Annotated in this window: 18 protein-coding genes; 6 read left to right on the top strand and 12 right to left on the bottom strand. The window is 56.6% G+C overall.

The window, feature by feature from the left end:
* Together ACR0J2_RS19725 and ACR0J2_RS19720 are read left to right on the top strand one after the other, a co-directional pair.
* Positions 1-978 carry an ABC transporter ATP-binding protein gene (locus ACR0J2_RS19725; protein ID WP_480813570.1) on the top strand — a complete coding sequence of 326 codons (978 nt, stop codon included), beginning with the start codon at positions 1-3 and terminating at the stop codon, positions 976-978.
* A complete protein-coding gene (locus ACR0J2_RS19720) occupies positions 975-1,931 on the top strand; it encodes a dipeptide ABC transporter ATP-binding protein (RefSeq protein ID WP_480813569.1) in 957 nt (318 codons plus the stop codon). The genes ACR0J2_RS19725 and ACR0J2_RS19720 overlap by 4 nt, the downstream gene beginning before the upstream one ends.
* A 4-nt stretch (positions 1,932-1,935) precedes the next feature.
* Here ACR0J2_RS19720 and ACR0J2_RS19715 read toward each other — a convergent pair whose 3' ends face one another.
* The 4 genes from ACR0J2_RS19715 to ACR0J2_RS19700 all read right to left on the bottom strand — a co-directional run bounded on the left by ACR0J2_RS19715 (position 1,936) and on the right by ACR0J2_RS19700 (position 4,862).
* Positions 1,936-2,616 (bottom strand): GntR family transcriptional regulator, encoded by a 681-nt coding sequence (locus ACR0J2_RS19715; protein ID WP_480813568.1) that lies wholly within the window; start codon positions 2,614-2,616, stop codon positions 1,936-1,938.
* Positions 2,617-2,784: 168 nt separating this feature from the next.
* Positions 2,785-3,411: a class II aldolase/adducin family protein gene (locus ACR0J2_RS19710; RefSeq protein WP_480813567.1), complete on the bottom strand. Its 627-nt coding sequence runs from the start codon at positions 3,409-3,411 to the stop codon at positions 2,785-2,787.
* The gene (locus ACR0J2_RS19705; protein ID WP_480813566.1) at positions 3,408-4,067 is read right to left on the bottom strand and encodes a class II aldolase/adducin family protein; all 660 of its coding nucleotides are present in this window, start codon (positions 4,065-4,067) and stop codon (positions 3,408-3,410) included. The genes ACR0J2_RS19710 and ACR0J2_RS19705 overlap by 4 nt, the downstream gene beginning before the upstream one ends.
* A 21-nt stretch (positions 4,068-4,088) precedes the next feature.
* Complete coding sequence (locus ACR0J2_RS19700) at positions 4,089-4,862, bottom strand: FadR/GntR family transcriptional regulator (RefSeq protein WP_480492070.1); 774 nt, start codon at positions 4,860-4,862, stop codon at positions 4,089-4,091.
* A gap of 328 nt (positions 4,863-5,190) precedes the next feature.
* Here ACR0J2_RS19700 and ACR0J2_RS19695 point away from each other — a divergent pair, with 328 nt between their 5' ends.
* The 4 genes from ACR0J2_RS19695 to ACR0J2_RS19680 all read left to right on the top strand — a co-directional run bounded on the left by ACR0J2_RS19695 (position 5,191) and on the right by ACR0J2_RS19680 (position 11,002).
* A complete protein-coding gene (locus ACR0J2_RS19695) occupies positions 5,191-6,243 on the top strand; it encodes a TRAP transporter substrate-binding protein (RefSeq protein WP_170611325.1) in 1,053 nt (350 codons plus the stop codon).
* A 124-nt stretch (positions 6,244-6,367) separates the two neighbouring features.
* Positions 6,368-8,434, top strand: coding sequence for a TRAP transporter large permease subunit (locus ACR0J2_RS19690; protein ID WP_480813565.1), 2,067 nt, complete (start codon positions 6,368-6,370; stop codon positions 8,432-8,434).
* A 10-nt stretch (positions 8,435-8,444) separates the two neighbouring features.
* On the top strand, positions 8,445-10,127 hold the full coding sequence (gene dld / locus ACR0J2_RS19685) for a D-lactate dehydrogenase (RefSeq protein ID WP_480813564.1): 1,683 nt from the start codon (positions 8,445-8,447) through the stop codon (positions 10,125-10,127).
* Positions 10,128-10,630: 503 nt separating this feature from the next.
* Positions 10,631-11,002 carry a hypothetical protein gene (locus ACR0J2_RS19680; protein ID WP_480813563.1) on the top strand — a complete coding sequence of 124 codons (372 nt, stop codon included), beginning with the start codon at positions 10,631-10,633 and terminating at the stop codon, positions 11,000-11,002.
* Here the strand turns inward: ACR0J2_RS19680 and ACR0J2_RS19675 are convergent.
* The 8 genes from ACR0J2_RS19675 to ACR0J2_RS19640 form a co-directional block, all read right to left on the bottom strand.
* Positions 10,916-11,752 carry an alpha/beta hydrolase gene (locus ACR0J2_RS19675; RefSeq protein ID WP_480813562.1) on the bottom strand — a complete coding sequence of 279 codons (837 nt, stop codon included), beginning with the start codon at positions 11,750-11,752 and terminating at the stop codon, positions 10,916-10,918. The two genes, ACR0J2_RS19680 and ACR0J2_RS19675, sit on opposite strands and share 87 nt — an antisense overlap.
* Positions 11,749-12,642 carry a tryptophan 2,3-dioxygenase gene (locus tag ACR0J2_RS19670; protein WP_480813561.1) on the bottom strand — a complete coding sequence of 298 codons (894 nt, stop codon included), beginning with the start codon at positions 12,640-12,642 and terminating at the stop codon, positions 11,749-11,751. The genes ACR0J2_RS19675 and ACR0J2_RS19670 overlap by 4 nt, the downstream gene beginning before the upstream one ends.
* Positions 12,643-12,913: 271 nt before the next feature.
* The gene (locus ACR0J2_RS19665; protein ID WP_480813560.1) at positions 12,914-13,855 is read right to left on the bottom strand and encodes a phosphotransferase enzyme family protein; all 942 of its coding nucleotides are present in this window, start codon (positions 13,853-13,855) and stop codon (positions 12,914-12,916) included.
* Positions 13,852-15,144: an aspartate aminotransferase family protein gene (locus ACR0J2_RS19660; protein ID WP_480813559.1), complete on the bottom strand. Its 1,293-nt coding sequence runs from the start codon at positions 15,142-15,144 to the stop codon at positions 13,852-13,854. Before ACR0J2_RS19660 ends, ACR0J2_RS19665 begins: the two co-directional genes overlap by 4 nt.
* A 1-nt stretch (position 15,145) precedes the next feature.
* Positions 15,146-16,630, bottom strand: coding sequence for an aldehyde dehydrogenase (locus ACR0J2_RS19655; RefSeq protein ID WP_480813558.1), 1,485 nt, complete (start codon positions 16,628-16,630; stop codon positions 15,146-15,148).
* A gap of 5 nt (positions 16,631-16,635) precedes the next feature.
* Positions 16,636-18,156: a tripartite tricarboxylate transporter permease gene (locus ACR0J2_RS19650; RefSeq protein ID WP_480813557.1), complete on the bottom strand. Its 1,521-nt coding sequence runs from the start codon at positions 18,154-18,156 to the stop codon at positions 16,636-16,638.
* 7 nt (positions 18,157-18,163) lie between these two features.
* Positions 18,164-18,703, bottom strand: a complete 540-nt coding sequence (locus tag ACR0J2_RS19645) for a tripartite tricarboxylate transporter TctB family protein (protein WP_480813556.1) — start codon at positions 18,701-18,703, stop codon at positions 18,164-18,166.
* A gap of 56 nt (positions 18,704-18,759) precedes the next feature.
* Complete coding sequence (locus tag ACR0J2_RS19640; RefSeq protein ID WP_480813555.1) at positions 18,760-19,689, bottom strand: tripartite tricarboxylate transporter substrate binding protein; 930 nt, start codon at positions 19,687-19,689, stop codon at positions 18,760-18,762.
* Between the last annotated feature and the right edge of the window lie 91 nt (positions 19,690-19,780).

Here is a 19,780-nt window from a genome sequence, read left to right as displayed (position 1 = left end):
ATGAGCCTTTTGCAGATCCGCAATCTGACAGTGGAATTCGCTACCGCCTCGGGCAAGTTCCGCGCCGTCGACGGTGTCGACCTGTCGGTCAACAAGGGCGAGTTGCTGGCCATCGTGGGTGAAAGCGGTTCTGGCAAATCGGTGTCGATGCTGGCGCTGATGGGCCTGTTGCCGTGGACAGCGACAATCACGGCTGATGAGATGAGCTTTGAAGGGCGCGATCTTGTCGGTATTTCGGCCCGCGAACGGCGCAAGATCATCGGCAAGGATATGGCGATGATCTTTCAGGAGCCAATGTCATCGCTGAATCCTTGTTTCACGGTCGGCTTCCAGATCAAAGAAGCGCTGCGCATCCATCTTGGACTGAATCGCAAGGAACGGCACGAACGCGCGATCGAACTGTTCGATCAGGTGGGTATTCCCGCTCCGGCCAGCCGTCTGAACACGTTTCCGCACCAGATGTCCGGTGGTATGAATCAGCGTGTCATGATCGCGATGGCCATCGCTTGTAAGCCCAAGCTTCTGATTGCGGATGAGCCGACCACGGCGCTGGACGTGACCATTCAGGCGCAGATCCTCGATCTGCTGGTCCGGTTGCGGGACGAGCAGGACATGGGGCTGGTCCTGATCACCCACGACATGGGTGTGGTGGCAGAAACCGCCGAGCGGGTTCAGGTTCAATATGCCGGGCAGAAGGTCGAGGAACAGCCGGTGGGCGATCTGTTCCGCACGCCGCGCCACCCCTATACTTCGGCTTTGCTGAGCGCTCTGCCTGAACGGGCGACGTCCAAAACGCTGCCAACAATTCCCGGCGTGGTGCCGGGGCAGTTCGACCGGCCCAAGGGTTGCCTTTTCGGCCCGCGTTGCCGTTTCGCCGACGAAACCTGTGTTCAGACACCCCCGACACCGCATAATGACGCATTCGGCAAGGCGAGATGCCATCATGTCGAAAAGATTGCAGCCGGAGAAATCGCATGACTGCACCTATCGTACGGGCGACCGCGCTTGCGCGTTTCTACACCGTCAAGGGCGGGCTGATGTCCAGACCGGCAACGGTCAAAGCCTTGTCTGGGGTCGATTTTGATCTGAAACCCGGAAAAACACTGGCCGTTGTCGGCGAATCGGGATGCGGCAAGTCAACTCTGGCCCGGCTGGTAACGATGATCGAAGAGCCGACTTCGGGAAGTCTGACAATTGATGGGATCGACATAACACCGTCGAAATGGGCGCAAATGCGCGAAACGGTGCAGATCGTGTTTCAGGATCCATACGGCTCCTTGAATCCGCGTCAGAGGATCGGTCAGATCCTTCAGGAGCCATTGATCATCAACCGGCCCGATATGTCCGCTGCGGATCGCGAAGCCAGCGCGCGGAAAATGATCGAGATGGTTGGCCTGCGACCAGAGCACTATGACCGTTATCCTCACATGTTCTCGGGTGGTCAGCGTCAGCGGATCGCCATTGCCCGCGCATTGATGCTGAACCCCAAGGTTCTGGTGCTGGATGAGCCGGTTTCGGCACTGGACGTTTCCATTCAGTCGCAAATCCTGAACCTTCTGGTGGATTTGCAGCAGAGGCTGAACCTGGCTTACCTGTTCATTTCTCACGACCTTTCGGTTGTCAGGCATTTTGCTGATGACGTGATTGTCATGTATCTGGGCCGTGCGGTCGAAAAAGCCCCCAAAGAGCAGCTGTTCGCCGCCCCGCGTCATCCCTATTCCAAGGCGCTGTTGTCCACGACACCCCGGGCCGACCCGGATGCCCGCAAGGAAAGGATCAAGCTGGAGGGGGAACTGCCGTCACCGATGAACGTTCCAAAAGGTTGCGCATTTGCCCAGCGATGCTGGCTGGCAACTGACCAGTGCCGAGCGGCACCACCGGGTCTGCGCGGTACTGACCATCAGGTCGCCTGTCTTTATCCTTTGTCCTGATCTGTCAGCGGTCTTCGGCTGCACGTCTGGCCACGACCATTTCCAATAGCTGATCCTTGGTGCGCTGAATATGTCTGGTCAGCAGATCGCATGCTTCGTCTGCGCGACCTTCGCGTGCCAGAGTTAACAGTTTCTGATGGTCCTTTTTGGCGGGCTCGCGCTGCTCCATGACGCTCAGATGCAGCCGGACATATCGGTCTGACTGACGATTGACCCGTTGCAGGATTTCGTTCGTCAGCGCACGCCCCGCGGCGGCGTAAAGGGCCATGTGATATTGATAATTCAGATTGCCCCACCGCCCGACATCATAGGCGTCATATGACTTTTCCATCTCATCCAGCAGTTTTTCGCATTTTGAAAAATCAGCGTCGGTCATATGTGGAATTGCGCGCTTGAACAAATCGACCTCCATCAAAACGCGCAGGTCGAAAATTTCACCAATCTCGGACAGCGAATGCCTGGTGACGGACGCGCCCCGGTTGTTGGTCAACTGTACCAGCCCTTCGGCGTCGAGCCGTTTTAGCGCTTCGCGAATGGGCATGCGGGATACGTCGTACTCTTCCGCCAGCGCTTCCTGCCTGATTGTTTCACCCTCGGTCATTTCACCGCTCAGAATTCTTTCGCGCAGATCGTTGGTGATGACATCTGGTAGGCTTTGTCTTGGAATTGCGCGCGTTTGGGGCATTGCTTGATCTCGAACTTGGGTGATTTTGTATCCAAAATACAAAATGGACGCTGAATTTCAAAGAGGTTTTACGGCCAGGTGTTTCAGGTAACAAAATGTTGGCCTCAGGAGGTCGGCGATAAGATGGCCGCAAACGATGCAATCGATCCCTTCACCTTTGCCGGTGGATCAGTAACCCTTGGTGAGAACGGAGTAGAGCCCTTGCCTGTGCCGCGCGGCTGCAGCGTCTTCTTCGTTCTTCAGGCGGTCTGCGGCCATGTCTTGCTCGGCGATGGGAATTTCGTGCACTGGCTGGCCCGAGGCGCGCGCCAGTACAAAGGCTTTAGCGCATTTTTCCAGCAACTCGGCGTTCAGCAACAACCTTTCAAGGCCTGTTCCGAAGCAAAACGTAGTATCGTTGCAGACAAAGGCGTTGTTTTGTCCTGCGATAGCAGGGATCAGAAGGTCATCATCGCTTGAGATGCCGAGACAGGGAACAGAGCGTCCCAATCGGATCATCTGTTCATCGAAAACTGAGGGCATTGTGGCGCGCATTTCATGCATGGCGCGGGTCCAGATCAGATCGAACTGCAACACCGCGCCGACATCGGGACGCGCCGCGTAGATACGCGCATGGGCGGTTCCGGATGCTTCGATTTTGCTGCGGCTGAACGAGCCATCGGTATGTATGCTAACCGCTGCATTCTCGTCAGGTACCCGCATCGACATCATATCGCCGGATTGCAGCAAGCCTTTGCCCGCCAACCGAGACGCAGCCAACTGCAATTGATGTTCGACGCCCTCATTGCGGGTCATGACGTGAGCCCTTGTTCGTGGACCATGCTCAGCGTTTCAGATACCAACTGACGAGTCATCTCAGGCAATTCATTGGAGTTGCGGATCAAGGCAGCAAGGTATTGCGCGGCGGCAAATTCGATCGCAGCCACCAATTCCGCGCCTTTTTCCAGAGATGCGGCCGAAGCGATGACACCATGGCTGGCAAGTAGGTAACAGAACACATTCGGGCGCAAAGCCTGTTTCAGGGCGTCGACCAGTTCTTTGGTGCCAGAGAACTGATATTCCGCAAGCCCGACGTGATCCCCGTACAGTTCCGTGTTCGTGCCTTCTGGCCACTCAAGTCGCTGATGCAGCAGTGCAACGGCACTTGCCACCGGTTGATGCGTGTGAATGCAGGCCCGGCGGCCGGGGAATGCATGGTGCAATTGCGCGTGCATCGCTTTTTCAATGGAGGCCGGTTTGGTTCCATCCACTTGTTCCAAAGTATCCAGCCTCAGCACCGCGATGTCTTCCGGTGTCAGCGACGGATATTCCGTAGCGGACGGTGTGATGGCAAATAGCTCATCACTCAGACGCAAGGAGGCATTGCCGCCGGTGCCCGCAAGATACCCTTCACCGGATAGTCGCAAACAGGTTTTGATTACCGATTGGCGTTGCTGCTCGAACTCAACCATATCCACTCTCCACTGGCAGGCTCAGGAAGAAAACTGACGGCGCTTCGCGGCCCTGATTTCCCGGGCCTGTTGTTCCTGCCCTGTCCGAAACGACGTTTCCACAAAGTCCATATGGTTTCGCGCGGCGGCCTCGGCCCTGTCCGGGTCGCCATCCAGAATAGCCTGCGCAATGTCCTTGTGCTGTTGTAACAGCACTTCTCCGGTCCCGTCCATCGTGCGCAAAAACCTTCGATTGTAGAATACGCCCTGGCGCGTCAGATCGTAGATCGAGGCCATCATATGAATAAGGGTCGTGTTCTGGCTGGCGTCGACCACGGCAGTGTGCAGGCGAAAATCGGCTTCCTGGCTGGCGTCGGTATCATCTTCTTCCCAGGCTTTCTGCATTTCCGCGATAATGTCCGAGATGCGTTCCTTGTCGGATTGTGTCGCGCGCTGCGCCGCAAGCCGGCTGGCAAAGGCTTCCTGTTCGCGTCGGTATTCAAGATAGTCATAGAATGCGCCGCCATGACGGGCGTAAAGCGACAGCAGTGCGGGCGACATAGCCCGTCCGGTCAGAGGCGCGATAAATGTCCCTTCGCCGTGACGGACAGTTACCAGCCCCTGTTGCTCCAGAGTTTGCAACGCCTCCCGCAGTTTTGGGCGCGATACGCCCATCGCTTCTGCAAGGTCCCGTTCCGATGGTAATCTGCGCCCTTCCTTGAGGATGCCGTCGACGATCATCGTCTCGATTTGTTCGACCACCGCGTCGGCGATTGATTCGTGGCCGACAGGTTCAAAAGGCCCGCTGGTGCTCAATTCTTTTCCTCGCTTGCCGGAAATCACAAAATTCCAGTTGTCTTTAAAATTTACCACTGAAGGTCTGTAATGCAAGGAAAAATACCCAAAAATACGGATGGGTGTGAGCAGCGTATATCTTTGTAAAAATTATAAAATAGATTTTCTTGATCAATTTCGGCTTTTCGAAAGCGAATAATCGCCTGAGCTCGAAAACGGAGAATGTGGCGCCAAGAGGTAAATAAAATTGTTGACTGAATAAAGTGGTCAACAATATTTACCTCATATACCGCCACTGCGGTGAGACCGGTCAGATCTGATGGCTGACCTGCACTTTGGAGGAGTACACATGAAAACCACCCTGACCTCGCTCGCCGTTGCGGCCTCGCTTCTGGCCGCACCCGCCGTTCAGGCCGCTGACAAGATGTTGCTGAAAACCCCGATTGCGTTTTCCACGGCGCTTCCGGGCCTTGGCTCGCCGATCCCGCGCGTGGCCGAGCAACTGGACCTGATGTCCGGCGGCACTTTGAAAATGAAAGTTTATGAGCCGGGAAAGCTGGTTCCGCCGTTTGAAATTCTGGACGCCGTATCCTCGGGTAAGATCAATTCGGGCTACACCACGGCCGGGTACTGGGCTGGCAAAATCCCCGCCGCTCCGCTGTTCTCGGCCGTGCCTTTCGGCCCGGAAGCCGGCGAATACATGGCATGGCTTTACTATGGCAACGGGCTGAGCCTGTATCAGGAGATGTATGATCAGGCCGGCTTCAACGTCCATGTCATCCCCTGCGCGATCATTGCACCGGAAACCTCGGGCTGGTTCGCAAATGAAATCAACAGCCCCGAAGACCTGAATGGCCTGAAGATGCGCTTCTTCGGCCTGGGCGGTGAAGTCATGCAGAAGCTGGGCGTTGCCACGTCGCTGCTGCCTGGTGGTGAGATCTTCCCGGCTCTTGAAAAAGGCGCGATTGACGCGACTGAATTCTCGATGCCTGCCATCGATGCGCGTCTGGGGTTCCACAAACTGGTCAAGTACAACTACTTCCCCGGCTGGCACCAGCAGGCGACCGTGTTCGAACTGATGATCAACAAGGATGTGTGGAGCGAGGCAAGCGATCAGCACAAAGCGATCATCGAAAACGCATGTAAGGCTTCGATGGCGGACAGTTTTGCCGAAGGCGAGGCGATCCAGCACGCAGCACTGATCGACAACGTCGAAAACAACGACGTGCAGATCAAACAGTGGAATGACGAGATGCTGGCCACCTTCCGCACCACCTGGGAAGAGGTTGCCGCCGAACAGGCCGCCAATGACGAATTCTTCAACAAGGTTCTGACCGATATGAACGAATTCCGGGATGGCTATGCCGTATGGAAAGAAAACGCGTTCCTCCCTCGCAAGTGACCTGAGCACTTGCGCCTCCCTGGGGGCGGCTTATTTCGCCGCCCCCACCTTTCCCGACTTTCGTCATTTCCAAACTGACACGGGCGTATTCCCGCCCCGAAGCCTGCATCTTTAGGAGGAGACCATGGCTGAGACCAAGCGGACACATCACGACCCGATCGAAATCTACGAGGACATTCTTGAACACGATGAGCCTGACCGTCAGAAACTGGCAGTCGCCGTTGACGATGTGGTCAAGACCGTGGGTCACGTGGTCATGTGGGCCAACCTGTTGCTTGTTGCCGCCATCGTTTCGCAGGTAGCCCTGCGCTATCTGCTGAACCAGAACTACCCGAAGCTGGATGAAATCCAGTGGCATTTTTACGGTCTGGTCACGATGATCGGCATCTCTTATGCGCTGGTCACGGACAGCCATGTGCGCGTGGACCTGCTGCACATGCAACTCAGCCAGCGTGCCCGCCGGATTATCGAGATCATCGGGATCTTCACGCTGCTGGTGCCGTTCATCTGGCTGATGATCGATCAGGGCTATGACTATTTCTATGAAAGCTGGCGTGTAAACGAGTCGTCGGACAGCCCGACTGGTCTGCCTGCGCGTTGGGCCTTGAAGGGCGTGATCCCGGCCAGTTTCATTCTGCTGGCTCTGGCAGCAGGCGCGCGGCTTATCCACGACATCCACGCTCTGTTCATGAATTTGGATGAAGAGCGTCAGGGCAAGGGCCTGCGCCTGATCATCTGGGCGCTCTTGGGCTTCGCCGTCGTGGCGACCGCGTTGACCTTCCTGGTTGAGACGACCGAGGAAAAGCTGGTCATCGCCATGTTCCTGACCTTCATCGCGCTGTTGTTCACCGGTTTCCCGGTGGCGTGGACGCTGGCTGGCGTCGGGGTCGCGTATTGCGGACTGGCCTATCTGTTCGACAACGGAATGATGAATTGGACAGGTCTGGAGGAAACTCTGACCGGACTGGATTATCTGACGCTGGGCGCCGTGGTAAACCGTGTCTACGCCACGATGTCGAACGCGGTTCTGGTGGCCTTGCCGATGTTCATTTTCATGGGCCTGATGCTGGACGAATCCGGCGTGGCCGAGCGGCTGATGTCTTCGATGCAGCGCCTGTTCGGCACGGTGCGCGGCGGGCTGGCGATCACGGTGACAATGATTGGTATCATTCTTGCTGCTTCAACAGGCATCATCGGCGTCTCGGTTGTTTTGCTGGGTGTGTTGTCTCTGCCGTCGATGATGGAGCAGAAATACAGCCCCTCGCTGGCCGCCGGTGTGGTTAGCGCATCAGGCACGCTGGGTATCCTGATCCCGCCCTCGATCATGCTGGTGATCATGGCGGACCAGATGGCCCTGTCAGTTGGCGACCTGTTCATGGCCGCGGTGTTCCCCGGGGTGATCATCGGAGTATTGTATTTGACTTATATCTTTGTGATCGCCTTGATCAAACGCGAAGTCGCTCCAGTGCCCGAAGGGGCCACTCGTCCCGATTGGGCGGCGGTCAAGGATGTGCTGATTGCAGTACTGCCGACCCTTGCCCTGATCCTTGCCGTTCTGGGTTCAATCTTTGCGGGCCTGACCACACCGACCGAAGCCTCGGGCGTGGGCGCATTGGGTGCGACGCTGCTGGCGCTGGGATATCGCAAACTGACGCTGGCAAAACTGATCAATGTTCTGAAAGCTACGTTCAACACCACCGCTTATATCTTTGCGATCTTCCTGGGGGCGACGGTGTTTTCCTATGTCCTGCGGGAACTGGGTGGCGATGCACTGATCGAAGACATGATCCACGGCACGGGTCTTGGCCCCAACGGCACTGTCTTCATGATCCTGTTCATCGTTTTTCTTCTGGGCTTTGTTCTGGATTGGATCGAGATCACCCTGATCGTTCTGCCCCTGATGCGCCCCATTGTGAACGGGCTGGGTCTGGATATCGAAGGCTTTGGCGTCATCGACGAACCGGCGCTGGTATGGTTTGTGATCCTTGTCGCAGTCACGCTGCAAACCTCGTTCCTGACGCCGCCCGTGGGGTTTGCACTGTTCTACCTGAAAGGCGTGTGCCCGCCTGAAATCAAGTTGACCGACATTTACAAAGGCATCGTTCCTTTTGTGATCCTGCAGTTGGCCGGCTTGTTCTTCGTGTTCCTCTGGCCGCAACTGGCCACGTGGCTGCCTTCGGTGGCGTACTGAGGACCGGCAGATGACCGATACCGATCTGATCAAGCGCTTTCAGGCCATTTGCGGGCGGCGTCATGTGCTGACAACCGCCCGCGGCACCCGCCGTTTTCGCCGGGGATTCAGATCGGGGGAAGGGGAAGCGCTGGCGGTGGTGCTGCCCGCCACGTTGCTGGAACAATGGAAGGTGCTTGAGGCCTGTGTTGAGGCGGACAAAATCGTCATCATGCAGGCGGCCAACACCGGACTGACCGAAGGCTCCACACCAAAGGGGCGCTATGATCGAGGTGTGGTGCTGATCAACACCCGCCGGATGAACGGTCTGCATCTGATAAACGAAGGCAAACAGGTTATCAGTTTGCCTGGCTCGACCCTTTTCGCACTGGAGAAGCTGCTGGACCCGATCGGACGGCAACCGCATTCGGTGATCGGGTCGTCCTGTATCGGTGCGTCGGTTGTCGGGGGCGTGTGCAACAACTCGGGTGGGTCGCTGGTCGAACGTGGCCCATCCTATACCGAACTGTCGCTATACGCGCGTATTTCGCAGGACGGAACGCTGGAGTTGGTCAATCATCTTGGCATCCACCTGGGCGACACGGTCGAAGAGATCCTGACCCGTTTGCATCAGGGCGACTTTGGGTCAGGCGACACTGAAACCGACAACCGAAAAGCCTCGGACACAGACTATGCCCGGCGCGTGCGGAATGTCGACGCGGATACACCGGCGCGCTTCAATGCCGATAAATCGCGGCTCTACGAAGCTTCCGGTTGCGCTGGGAAATTGGCCGTCTTTGCAGTCCGGCTGGACACCTACCCGAAGAACGAAATTGAGCGCACGTTCTATGTTGGTGCAGAGGACACCGATGTTCTGACCGAACTGCGCCGCTGCATCCTGTCGACATTCAAGACCTTGCCGGTCAGCGCTGAATACATGCACGAGGAGGTTTTCGATATCTCGGACCGATACGGCAAGGATACCATGGTTATGATCGACAAGCTGGGAACGGACCGGCTGCCGACTTTCTTTGCCATCAAGGGTGCCGTTGATGCGCGACTTGAAGGTATTCCCGGACTGGCAAATTTCACCGACCGATTCATGCAGTTCGCGATGCGATTCTGGCAGGATATCCTTCCGCAGCGGATGCGCGGGTTTCGCAAGCGATACCCGCACCACCTGATCCTGAAAATGCGCGACGGCGGTATCGACGAGGCCCGTGTTCTGCTCAGTGATATGGTGGGTAAGAACAAGCTGAACTATTTTGAGTGTGATCCGCGTGAAGCGAAAATCGCGGGTTTGCACCGTTTTGCAGCGGCTGGCGCCGCCATTCGTTACATGAAGGTACATGCGCATGAAGTTGAAGACATCATTGCGCTCGACATAGCGTTACGCCGCAATGACACTGACTGGTTCGAAGAATTGCCGCCGGAACTGGCAAAGCAACTTGTGGGCAAGCTTTATTATGGTCACTTCATGTGCCACGTTCTGCACCAGGACTATATTGTGAAGAAAGGTGCTGATCCCAAAGCGATCAAAGCCGAGATGCTTAAGATCCTCGACCGCCGCGGCGCCGAATACCCGGCCGAGCACAATGTTGGCCATCTGTACCCCGCCAAACCCGATCTGGCTGATTTTTACAAATCTGTGGATCCCACGAACAGCATGAATCCGGGGATTGGCAGGATGTCCAGGAACAAGCACTATTCCTGATCCAGTTTCCAATGTTCTGCACACAGATGCCCTTAAATGTTTCGGGTATCAGCCTTTCTGTGCTGTAAAGCCTGTCAAACCAGACCCTGAGCGTTTCTGGACAACTCGACTTCAATCTCTGGTTTCGGTTTTCAAAGAGATTTAGGTCCTAATGTGGTCTTTGGTCCGCTGGAGGAACTGACGTGAATTGCCGGTTCACAAGGCACGGAAACAGTCAGCATCCCGGGAAATGCTGGCGCAACAGAGGCAATAGACGTCGTTCTGACGTTTAGGCAAGTTGGACAAACCCATCACTATTCACTTGTTGAGACATTGAACTTTAGAGAGGAAACTGAAGTGGCACGATAATTGTTCGTGATTTCAGTCCTCCTCGTCGCGGTGGTTGGCCTCGGACTGATGCCCGATCTGTAAGACGCACAATATGGTCTTACACTTGTCAATTTCGGGGCGGTACAGAAGGTGCGCGGAAGCTGTCGCTGCCCCTGATGGTGGTGCTGGTCCTGATGACCATGTCGCTGACAAAGCGGCGGAAAGAAGACTATCCGACCGACGAACCGGAAGGCCGCAACGACGTGCGTATTCCCATCTCGCAAACCAAGCCAACTCCGGGAGAGTCAACCGTGTCACAACGTTTTGCTTCGCCTTTCGGCACCGTCATATTGCCGGAAAACCGCCACGAAAACGTGCTGGAACGGATGTTTGGCGAGGGCATGCCGGAAGTGCTGCCACGCAATTCACGGGTCCCGGCAGTGGGTGTCTATGAGACTAAAGATGCCTTTATCCTGCTGCTATACCTGAGTTCCGGGTGCCGGGAAGAAGCTGTTTGGATGCATAATAATATCGAAATGGTGCATCCCCTTTTGCACGTCAAATGATACATCCCGACCGGCCTTGCGTAGTAGCGCAGCAAAATCCCGGCTTTGCCGGATAAATTCGCGTGTATCACGTTCGGCGACTGTGACGCGGGTGCGAACATCCGCTGGTGGCAGGTGATGGATCGGTGACAGGCTGAGGATATCGTCGTCGGTCAACTGCAGGGGGTTGTTGACCGATGTCTGCGCGATCGGCTCCAGATCATAGATGCCGCTGATCAGAACCAGGTCTCGGATCACCAAACCCGCCTGCTTCATTTCTTCGCCAAAGCGGTTCAGTGCCATTGCTGCCAGATGCGCCCCGGCACTGTGGCCGGACAAAGTGATCCGGCCGGGGTCAAACCCCAGTTTCTCGGCCCGTTCTGCAAGCCACAACAGCGCCCGGCCGCATTCCGTGATCATCTCGTCCAGACGCGCTTTGGGGGCCAGTGTATAATTCAGTGTTGCAAAGGCCTGACCCGCGCGAACCAGCGGCTTCGCGACCAAAGCTGACTCACGCTGGCTGAGCGCCTGCCAATACCCGCCGTGGATGAAAACGTGCAGCGGCGCGTTGGCTTCGCTTGCGGGAAAGAAATCCAAAACATTGGACTCGAGGTCCCCATATTTCTGGTATTCCAGCACTTCCAACTCGACACGTGCGGCTGCACTCATATCCGCGTAGGCCGCCAGATAATGAGAGATATCTCCGCCAACCATGACACTTGGCGAGTATTGTCTTTCCAGCTCGTCCGGGGAAAACCCGCGATAGGTCACTTCTTTTCTCCGCCCGCATAGAAAAGCTCGGAACGCATGTCGTACAAGTCGTGGAAGAACTTGAGCTCCAGCGCCTTTTTCAGGAAGGCGACACCGCTGGACCCGCCTGTGCCCGGTTGCATTCCGATGACCCGCTCAACGGCTGTTGCGTGGTCAAAGCGCCATCTTTGGAACAGTGTTTCCACATCCATCAGCTTTTCAGCCAGGGCATATAAGTCCCAATACTTGTCTTTGTTCCTGTAAACTTCGACCCAGATTTTCACGATGCGCGGATCACCCGCATAGGGCTGGGAAAAATCGCGTTCGACAAGGTCCTGCGGAACATCGAAGCCCTGACGCGCCAGCATCATGATGACCTCGTCGTACAAAGACGGCTTGGTCAACGCGGCGTTCAGCTCCTCCATGACCTCGGGGTCGTGTTCATGAACCTTGAGCGTCGAGGTGTCCTTGTTTCCCAGAATGAACTCGATCTGGCGATAGCCATAGCTTTGGAATCCCGATGAACTTCCCAGCGCATCGCGGAACGTCATGTAGTCTGCCGGGGTCATGGTCAGCAGCGTTTCCCAGGCCGCAATCAGCTGACGCTGGATTGCCTTGATCCGATCAATGTTCTTGAGAGCGGGGCCAAAGGCGTCTTGGCGTAGAAAACGCCGGACTTCAACAAGTTGGTGATGCATCAGTTTCAGCCAAAGCTCGCTGACTTGGTGAATGATCACAAACAACAGCTCATCCGGTTCCGCAGGGTCCTGAAAGGTCTTCTGAATGCTCAGCAGGGTCTTGAGTTCCAGAAAATCTCCATAGCTGCTGCGATGTTTGGTCGCGAAATCGGTAACCAGAGTGTCCTCGATGCCGCGCTTCAAAAGCCGCTGGTCCTTTTCGTCACTCGCCATTTTTGATCTCCTGAAAGCGGCGTTAACGCTATGCGTTTTCTATTCTTAACCTCTCTATGCCGACTTGGGCTGTGAGGCTACCGCGACATGCAGGCTCCGTTGCCTAATTGACGTGATTGGGCCGCGTCATTACGACCTATACGGGACGGTCCAATCCGAAGCCTAAATGAAACAGGAACCCGAACGTGGGTAAGGCCTGAATTTTGCGGTGCCACTTCAAAGTTGGGAGTCGGCTGGCGAGCGTGGACGACCTCGAAATTGAGGCTCCATGTCAAACGTTTAACCTGAGGTATCGGCGCGCCAGTTTTCTGGTGTTTTCCACAAATCGGCTGTTCCGATCTTCTGAGCCATCTTCGTGCAACCGGGTCGAAACCCAGCCTACATAAGTTGCCGATCTCACTGCCAGAAACAGATCAAGATGGTCCGTGTCAACCGGACGCTGTGATCGGTATCCGGCCAAAAGCGCAGCTTGCAGTCGATCACAATCGGGTTCCGCGAGGTTTTTGATCATACTGGTGGCGATGTCAAAAAGGCGAAAACCGAAACCGGAATCGTCAAAATCGATCAATGAGACCTGACCATTCGCAATCATTACGTTCTCGCGCACCAGATCCGCATGGATCAAGCCATAGTCCAGTTCCGATTCAATGCGTTTCAAATCCCGCTCTGCCGTTTCACGGAAGCGCATGAACAGCGCTCGATCTTCATCGCCAAGCGTCGGGTTTTCCCAGAACCGGCCCCAAACTGGTTCCTGACCGACCAATCCCGGTCGGTCCCAGGACCAGCGCGAAAACCCTGCAGGGCGCTCCCACGCGTCGCTGATGGAGTGCAGGCGGGCCATTTCCCGGCCCAAGGAATGGAAAAGGCCGATGCGGTCTTCGTGGTCGATCCCGGTTGTTGTGGACCCCAGTGGCCGCCCCGGCAACCAGGTCAGAACATCGACTTGCATGTGCTCAATGACCTCGAGAAAGTTGCCCCGGGTGCTGGCAATGGGTTCAGGTACCCCGACATGTTCTGCGGCCAACACACCCATCCATTCCAGTTCCGACCACAGTTCGGCATCTGTGCGATAGCCGGGACGATGCAATCGCAGCGCAAAGCTGCGCCCATCCAGCTGTACCTGATAAACGTGGTTTTCGCGGGCCGCTGCCAACGTGCAAACTGCGTCTTGAAACCCCCAAAGCGCCAGTGCCTTTTCTGCGGCGTCTATCATGAGCAAATCGGTGTTTCGGCCAGAACGTCGTCCAGCGTGTCAAACAGCAAGTCGGCATTCTCGACCGAGAAAGGCATCGGAGGGCGGATTTTCAGAGTGTTCTTGTGACGTCCCAGCTTGGAATGAATGATCCCACGCTGCCGCATTTCGTTGATCACCCGGTCGGTGAAGGCGCTGGCCGGTTCCTTGCTGTCCCGATCCAGCACCATCTCCGCTCCGAAGATCAGGCCCGAGCCGCGCACGTCGCCGATGAACTCGTACTTCCGGGCCAAAGCCCCCATGCGCGATTGGGCGTGTTTCCCGACCGTTCTGGCATTTTCCAGCAATTGCTTGTCTTCGATCTCTTCCAGCACGGCCATAGCCGCTGCGCACGAGACCGGGTTGCCGCCAAACGTATTGAAATAGCGATAGCCCTTGCGGAATTTGGTCAGTATTTCAGTGCGTGTGACGACACCACCCACCGGGTGACCATTGGCCATCGGCTTGCCAAGTGTCATGATATCCGGCACCGCGCCCATTTTCTGATGCGCCCACATATGGGTGCCGGTGCGGCCAAAACCGGATTGTACCTCGTCGCAAATCAGCAGCCCGCCGGCCTTGCGGACAATATCGGCGGCGGGTTTCATCCAGCCATCGGGATGATCCGGGAACCCTTCGTTCAGGAAGTACGGGCAGACAATCAGGGCCGCAAACCCAAGACCGGACTTCTCATGTTCAGCGATTTGTTCGGCTACCGCATCCGCGAACCTGGTGCCGTCCGGGTCCGTGTTGCGAAAGCTGTCGGGCGCTTCGACAAAGCGGAAATACTGGCCCAGCCCAAAACCCACGGCGGGGATGTTCGATTTGCTCAACTGACTGACCAGCGAGGTGTTGCCGTGATAGGTCGCATCGGTAGCGATGATGCCGCGCCTGCCAGTCATGCCCTCGGCCATGCGCAGGGCGATGTCATTGGCTTCGGAGCCGGTACAGGTCAGGATCGCTGTGTCCAGCGAGGCATCCATCGTTCCGGTCAGCCTTTCTACATAGTCCAGAATACCGTCATGCAGGTATCGCGTGTGCGTATTGAGCGTGCTTGCCTGTCGGCAGATCGCCTCGACCACGCGCGGGTTGCAGTGGCCCACATGTGGAACGTTGTTGTAGCAATCCAGGTATCTGCGCCCTTCGGCGTCCCACAGCCAGACGCCTTCGCCTTTCACGAAATGAATAGGCTCGTCATAAAAGGTCGAGACGTTGGGACCCAGCAGCCTGGTTCTGCGTTCGATCAGTTCTGCGGATTGTTCAGACAACATTTCAGACCTTTATCCAGGCTGTTTTCAAGTCCACATATTTTTCAAGAGCGTGCAGTGATTTGTCGTGCCCGTTGCCCGATTGACGTACCCCGCCCAGCGGCACCGTCAGATCGGAACCGCCATAAGTGTTCACATGCACGACACCCGCCCGCACGCCTGCCACCATGCGGTGCGCCCGGCTGAGGTTTGACGTCCATACGCCTCCAGCAAGCCCGTATACAGTGGCATTGGCCAGGCGGATCGCTTCTTCCTCGTCCTTGAAGGGTGTCACCGCAAGAACCGGGCCGAATACCTCGTTCTGAAACAGGTTATCGGTCTCTTTCACACCCGCCATCACCGTCGGCGCCATATAGTAGCCGCCGGATTCGGTCAGGATACGGTAACCGCCGGTGCGGCGTACGGCACCTTCAGCTTCGGCCCTGGTGACGAAGTCCAGATTGGCTTCCAGCTCGGGCAGGCTGTGAACGGCGCCGATCTGGCTGTTCAGATCCAGCGGATCACCCACGCGGAAACTCTCGGCGTGGCGCGAGATTTCGGCCACGAAGTCTTCATAGATGTCTTCCTGCACCAGCAGGCGAGACCCCGCAACGCAGACCTGTCCCGAGTTGCGGAAGATACCCGCTGCCGAAACCTTCGCGGCCTCGGCCAGATCGGGGGCATCGTTGAAGACGATGTTGGCGGATTTTCCGCCAAGTTCCAGATAGCAGCGTTTCAGGTTCGAGCGTGCGGAATATTCCAGCAGGCGGCGGCCTGTTGCGCCCGATCCTGTGAACACCATGATGTCCACGTCCATCGACAGCGCCAGCGCCTCGCCCACGACTGATCCGCGCCCCGTAACAACGTTGAACACACCGTCCGGAACGCCTGCCGCAGCCGCGAGTTCGACGATTTTCAGCAGGCTGAGAGAGGCGCTCTCTGCCGGTTTCAGAACAATGGAATTGCCCGCAGCCAGAGCAGGTGCGATCTTCCAGCTTCCGATCATCAGCGGAAAGTTCCAAGGCACGATTGCACCCACGACACCCACCGGAGCGTGGTGGATCAGTCCCAGTACGTCATGTCCGGTCGGGGCGACCTGACCGTAAACCTTGTCTATCGCTTCGGCATAATAGCGAAAGGTGCCGGCGGCCGAGAGCGCCTCGGCCTTATAGGCCATGTTGATCTCGGTTCCGTTGTCACGTACGCCCAGAACGGCGATCTCGAGTGCGTGGCTTTCGATGAGATCGGCCAGCTTCAGCAGCACTTTCTTGCGGCCTGCAGGCGACATACGGGACCAGCGGCCATCTTCGAACGCCAGGCGCGCGGCGTGCACCGCGGTGTCAACGTCCGATAGCGTTCCCTCGGCAATGCGTGCCAGGGGCTGACCGTCGATGGGCGACAACACTTCCTGCTGCGCGCCGTTCTCTGCGGCCTGATAGGCACCATTGATGAAATGACCACGAGGGGAGATTTCCTGCGCGCGCAGCGCATCAATCGAGGACTGGTCCATGAGGGTTATCCTTGCTGTGTCGAGTCTTCGTCGCCAATCGGCTGCGGTTTGATCCGTTCCTTGTGTTCCTTCATCAGCGTGCGGATATGCAGCAGAATGATGCCCAGGATCATGATGAACAGGATCGCTGCGATTGGCCTGTCAATGAAATCGAGCGGCGTTTTGACCCGCGCCATGGCGCTGCGCAGCTTGACCTCCATGATGCCGCCCAGAACCATGCCCAGAATGATCGGCACGATCGGCAGGTTCAGACGTTTTAAGATCAGACCAAACACTCCGAACCCTGCCGCAATGGCGCAGTCGGTGACCGAATTGCGCAGGCTGAACACCCCGACAAAAGACAAGGTCAGGATCATGATGCCCAGGAACCGGGTCGGGATCTGAATGATCTTCAGCAGCAGATTTGTCGAAAACAACAGAAAGACCAGAACGATCACGTTCAGCAGGATCAGCGACATGTACAGTGCCAGAACGAAATCCATCTGCTCGGCAAACAGTTGCGGCCCGGGGACCACGTTGTGGACATAAAAGACCGACAGCATCATCGCCGTCAGCGCCTCACCCGGGATACCCAACGCCAGCAAGGGAATCATTGCGGCACCCGGTACCGCGTTGTTCGCAGCCTCAGAGGCAACCAGACCTTCGGGAGAGCCATTGCCGAAAGCCTCCGGAGTCTTCGAGCTTTTCTGCGCATAGGTGTAGGACAGGAATTGCGAAGTGAATTCGCCGGTTCCCGGAATCATGCCCATCAGGACACCTAACGAAGACGACACCGTCGCGATGCGCTTGATGCCCAACAGTTCTTTGAGTCCGGCGAAGATGTTGCCTCGAACATGCGCCTCACCGGGCGCGTGTTCCTTGTCGACCAGAAGCAATAGGGCTTGGCTGATGGCAAACAAACCCAGCACAACGACAATCAGGTCGATCCCCGAAGACAACCAGCTTTGGTCAAACGTAAAACGCTTTGTGTATTTGACGGGCTCCAGCCCGACCGTGTTCAGGAAGATGCCGAAGAAGGCCAGCATTGCCGCCGAAAATGTCTGGCCACGATGGGCCAGGATCACCAGAAGGATGCCCAGAAACGCGGCCAGAAAGATCTCGCGGCTGCCGAAATGCGGGGCGACCCATGCCAGAACCGGGGACAGGATGATCAGGCAGAGGATCGAGAAGATGCCGCCAAAGAACGACGCGGAATAAGCCAGCGACAGCGCGCGATGGCCCTCGCCCCGCTTTGTCATTGGATAACCGTCATAGGTTGTCAGCGCATTCACTGCCGTGCCCGGCGTGTTGATCAGAATTGCAGGGATTGCGCCGCCGTACATGGATGAGCCGTAGATACCCAACAGCAGGGTCAGACCAACAATAGGCTCGAAGGCGAACGTAGCAGGCAGCAGAATGGCGATGGCGACCGCCGCCCCGACGCCGGGCAGTGCGCCGATGATGACTCCGCCAACAGACCCGATGAGCAGTGCGATCAAAACCTGCCATTGGGCCAGAATTGCAAAGCCGGAAATCAGATTGTCCATAGCGGCCTCACAGATAGGTCAGGGCAAAGACGCGGACGGAGTCCGGAAGGAACTCGTAAACCCGACCTGCCGGGATATTCACCTGAAGAAATGCTCTGAAAAGAATGGCGACGATGGCGCCGAACAGCAGTGAAATCCCGATTGTGCCGGGCGTTCGAAAACCGGTGCGCGCGGCTAGAAAAGCGGCGAACAACATGGTCGAGGGCAAGTACCCCAGCCACGGCACAGCCACCACGTAGATCAGGAAATAGACAACATATTCAAGAGACATGAGCCAGAAAGTAAGCTCTCTCCAGCGCCCGGGAATACGGGGGGAAACGGCTGAGCCGATCAGATGCAGGGCGCTGAAAATCACCATGCCCCATATGGCGATGGTCGGCCACAGCGACGGCTGCGCAAACCACTTGGTGCGCTTTACCAACTTTGTCTCGGTGCCCAACTGGCTGAGCAGGAACAACGAGAAGGCAAGGAAAAAGACGGCAAAGATGATGTCGCCAGGTCGGCGATACCTTCTGAACATGTCCTGAAGCGTTTTTGCAATCATCATGTCCCTCCCCGACATGCAACAAGGCGCGGGCTTTCCACCCGCGCCCTGTTAGGTGCTTATTCGCCCAGAATCTCTTCGATTTTCGCGAACGACGCTTTGTCCTGTTCGATCTGCGCATTTGACGCGTCAGGGTCCTGCCAATAGATCAACGCACCGGTCTCTTCAGCCAGCTTTTTTGCCTTGTCGGATTCCAACGCCTTTTGCGCGGCGGCAGTGATCTTTTCACGGGCATCTGCCGGAGTATCCTTGTGCACGAACAATCCGTTCCACAACGCAAGCGGCAGGTCCGGGTTCATTTCGACAACCGTTGGTGTGTCCGGAACAAGCGAAATACGTTCGCCACCGATGCTGGCCAGAATGTTCACGTTGTCGAGGCAGGGCAGCACAAGCTGCAGCGTGGTATTGATGACGTCCACGTCACCTGACGCCAATGTGTTGCAGTCCAGCGCGTCGAACGCCGCTTCGCTTGCAAAGTCGAAGCCGCTGCTGACCGCAGCCGCAAACGTAACCTGCGTGGGCGGCAGGACCGAGCCGAAATGGCCAAGCGCCACATCGTTTTCCTTGCCATATGCAACAAGTTCGTCCCAATTCGAGAATGGCGCATCTTTGCTGGATGCGATCACGAACGGATAGGTCAGGAAAATTCCGATAGGGTCGAATGGATTTGGGTTCAGCTCCGGGATTCCGATCTCGGGCCCGATGACAGGAACGCCAATAACGAAGGATCCGATGGTGTAGCCATCTGCCGGAGCCGTTGCGACCTCAACCGCGCCGGGGAAGGGGCCGCCTCCGCCGCCAGGCTTGTTCACAACCGCGGCCGGAACGCCGTACATGGCCTGGAATTCATCTGCGATCATCCGGGTTAACACGTCTTCCAGATCGCCCGGAGGCCACGGAACCACAAAGGTCACCGGCTTTTCCGGGTATTCAGCAAGTGCTGCTGTTGCAGAGGCTGCAAAAACGGCAGCGGTTAGAATTTTTTTCATTGACGCCTCCCTGGTTTGGTTCATTATTTGAACCGAAGTAACAACAATAATGTTGCTTTGTTAAATGCTTTCTGTCAAGTATTACGTGCCA

The organism is Ruegeria sp. CG4 (genome assembly GCF_056537185.1).
The sequence above is the reverse complement of the archived record's forward strand: the minus strand, read 5'-3'. Positions and strand labels throughout refer to the sequence as shown.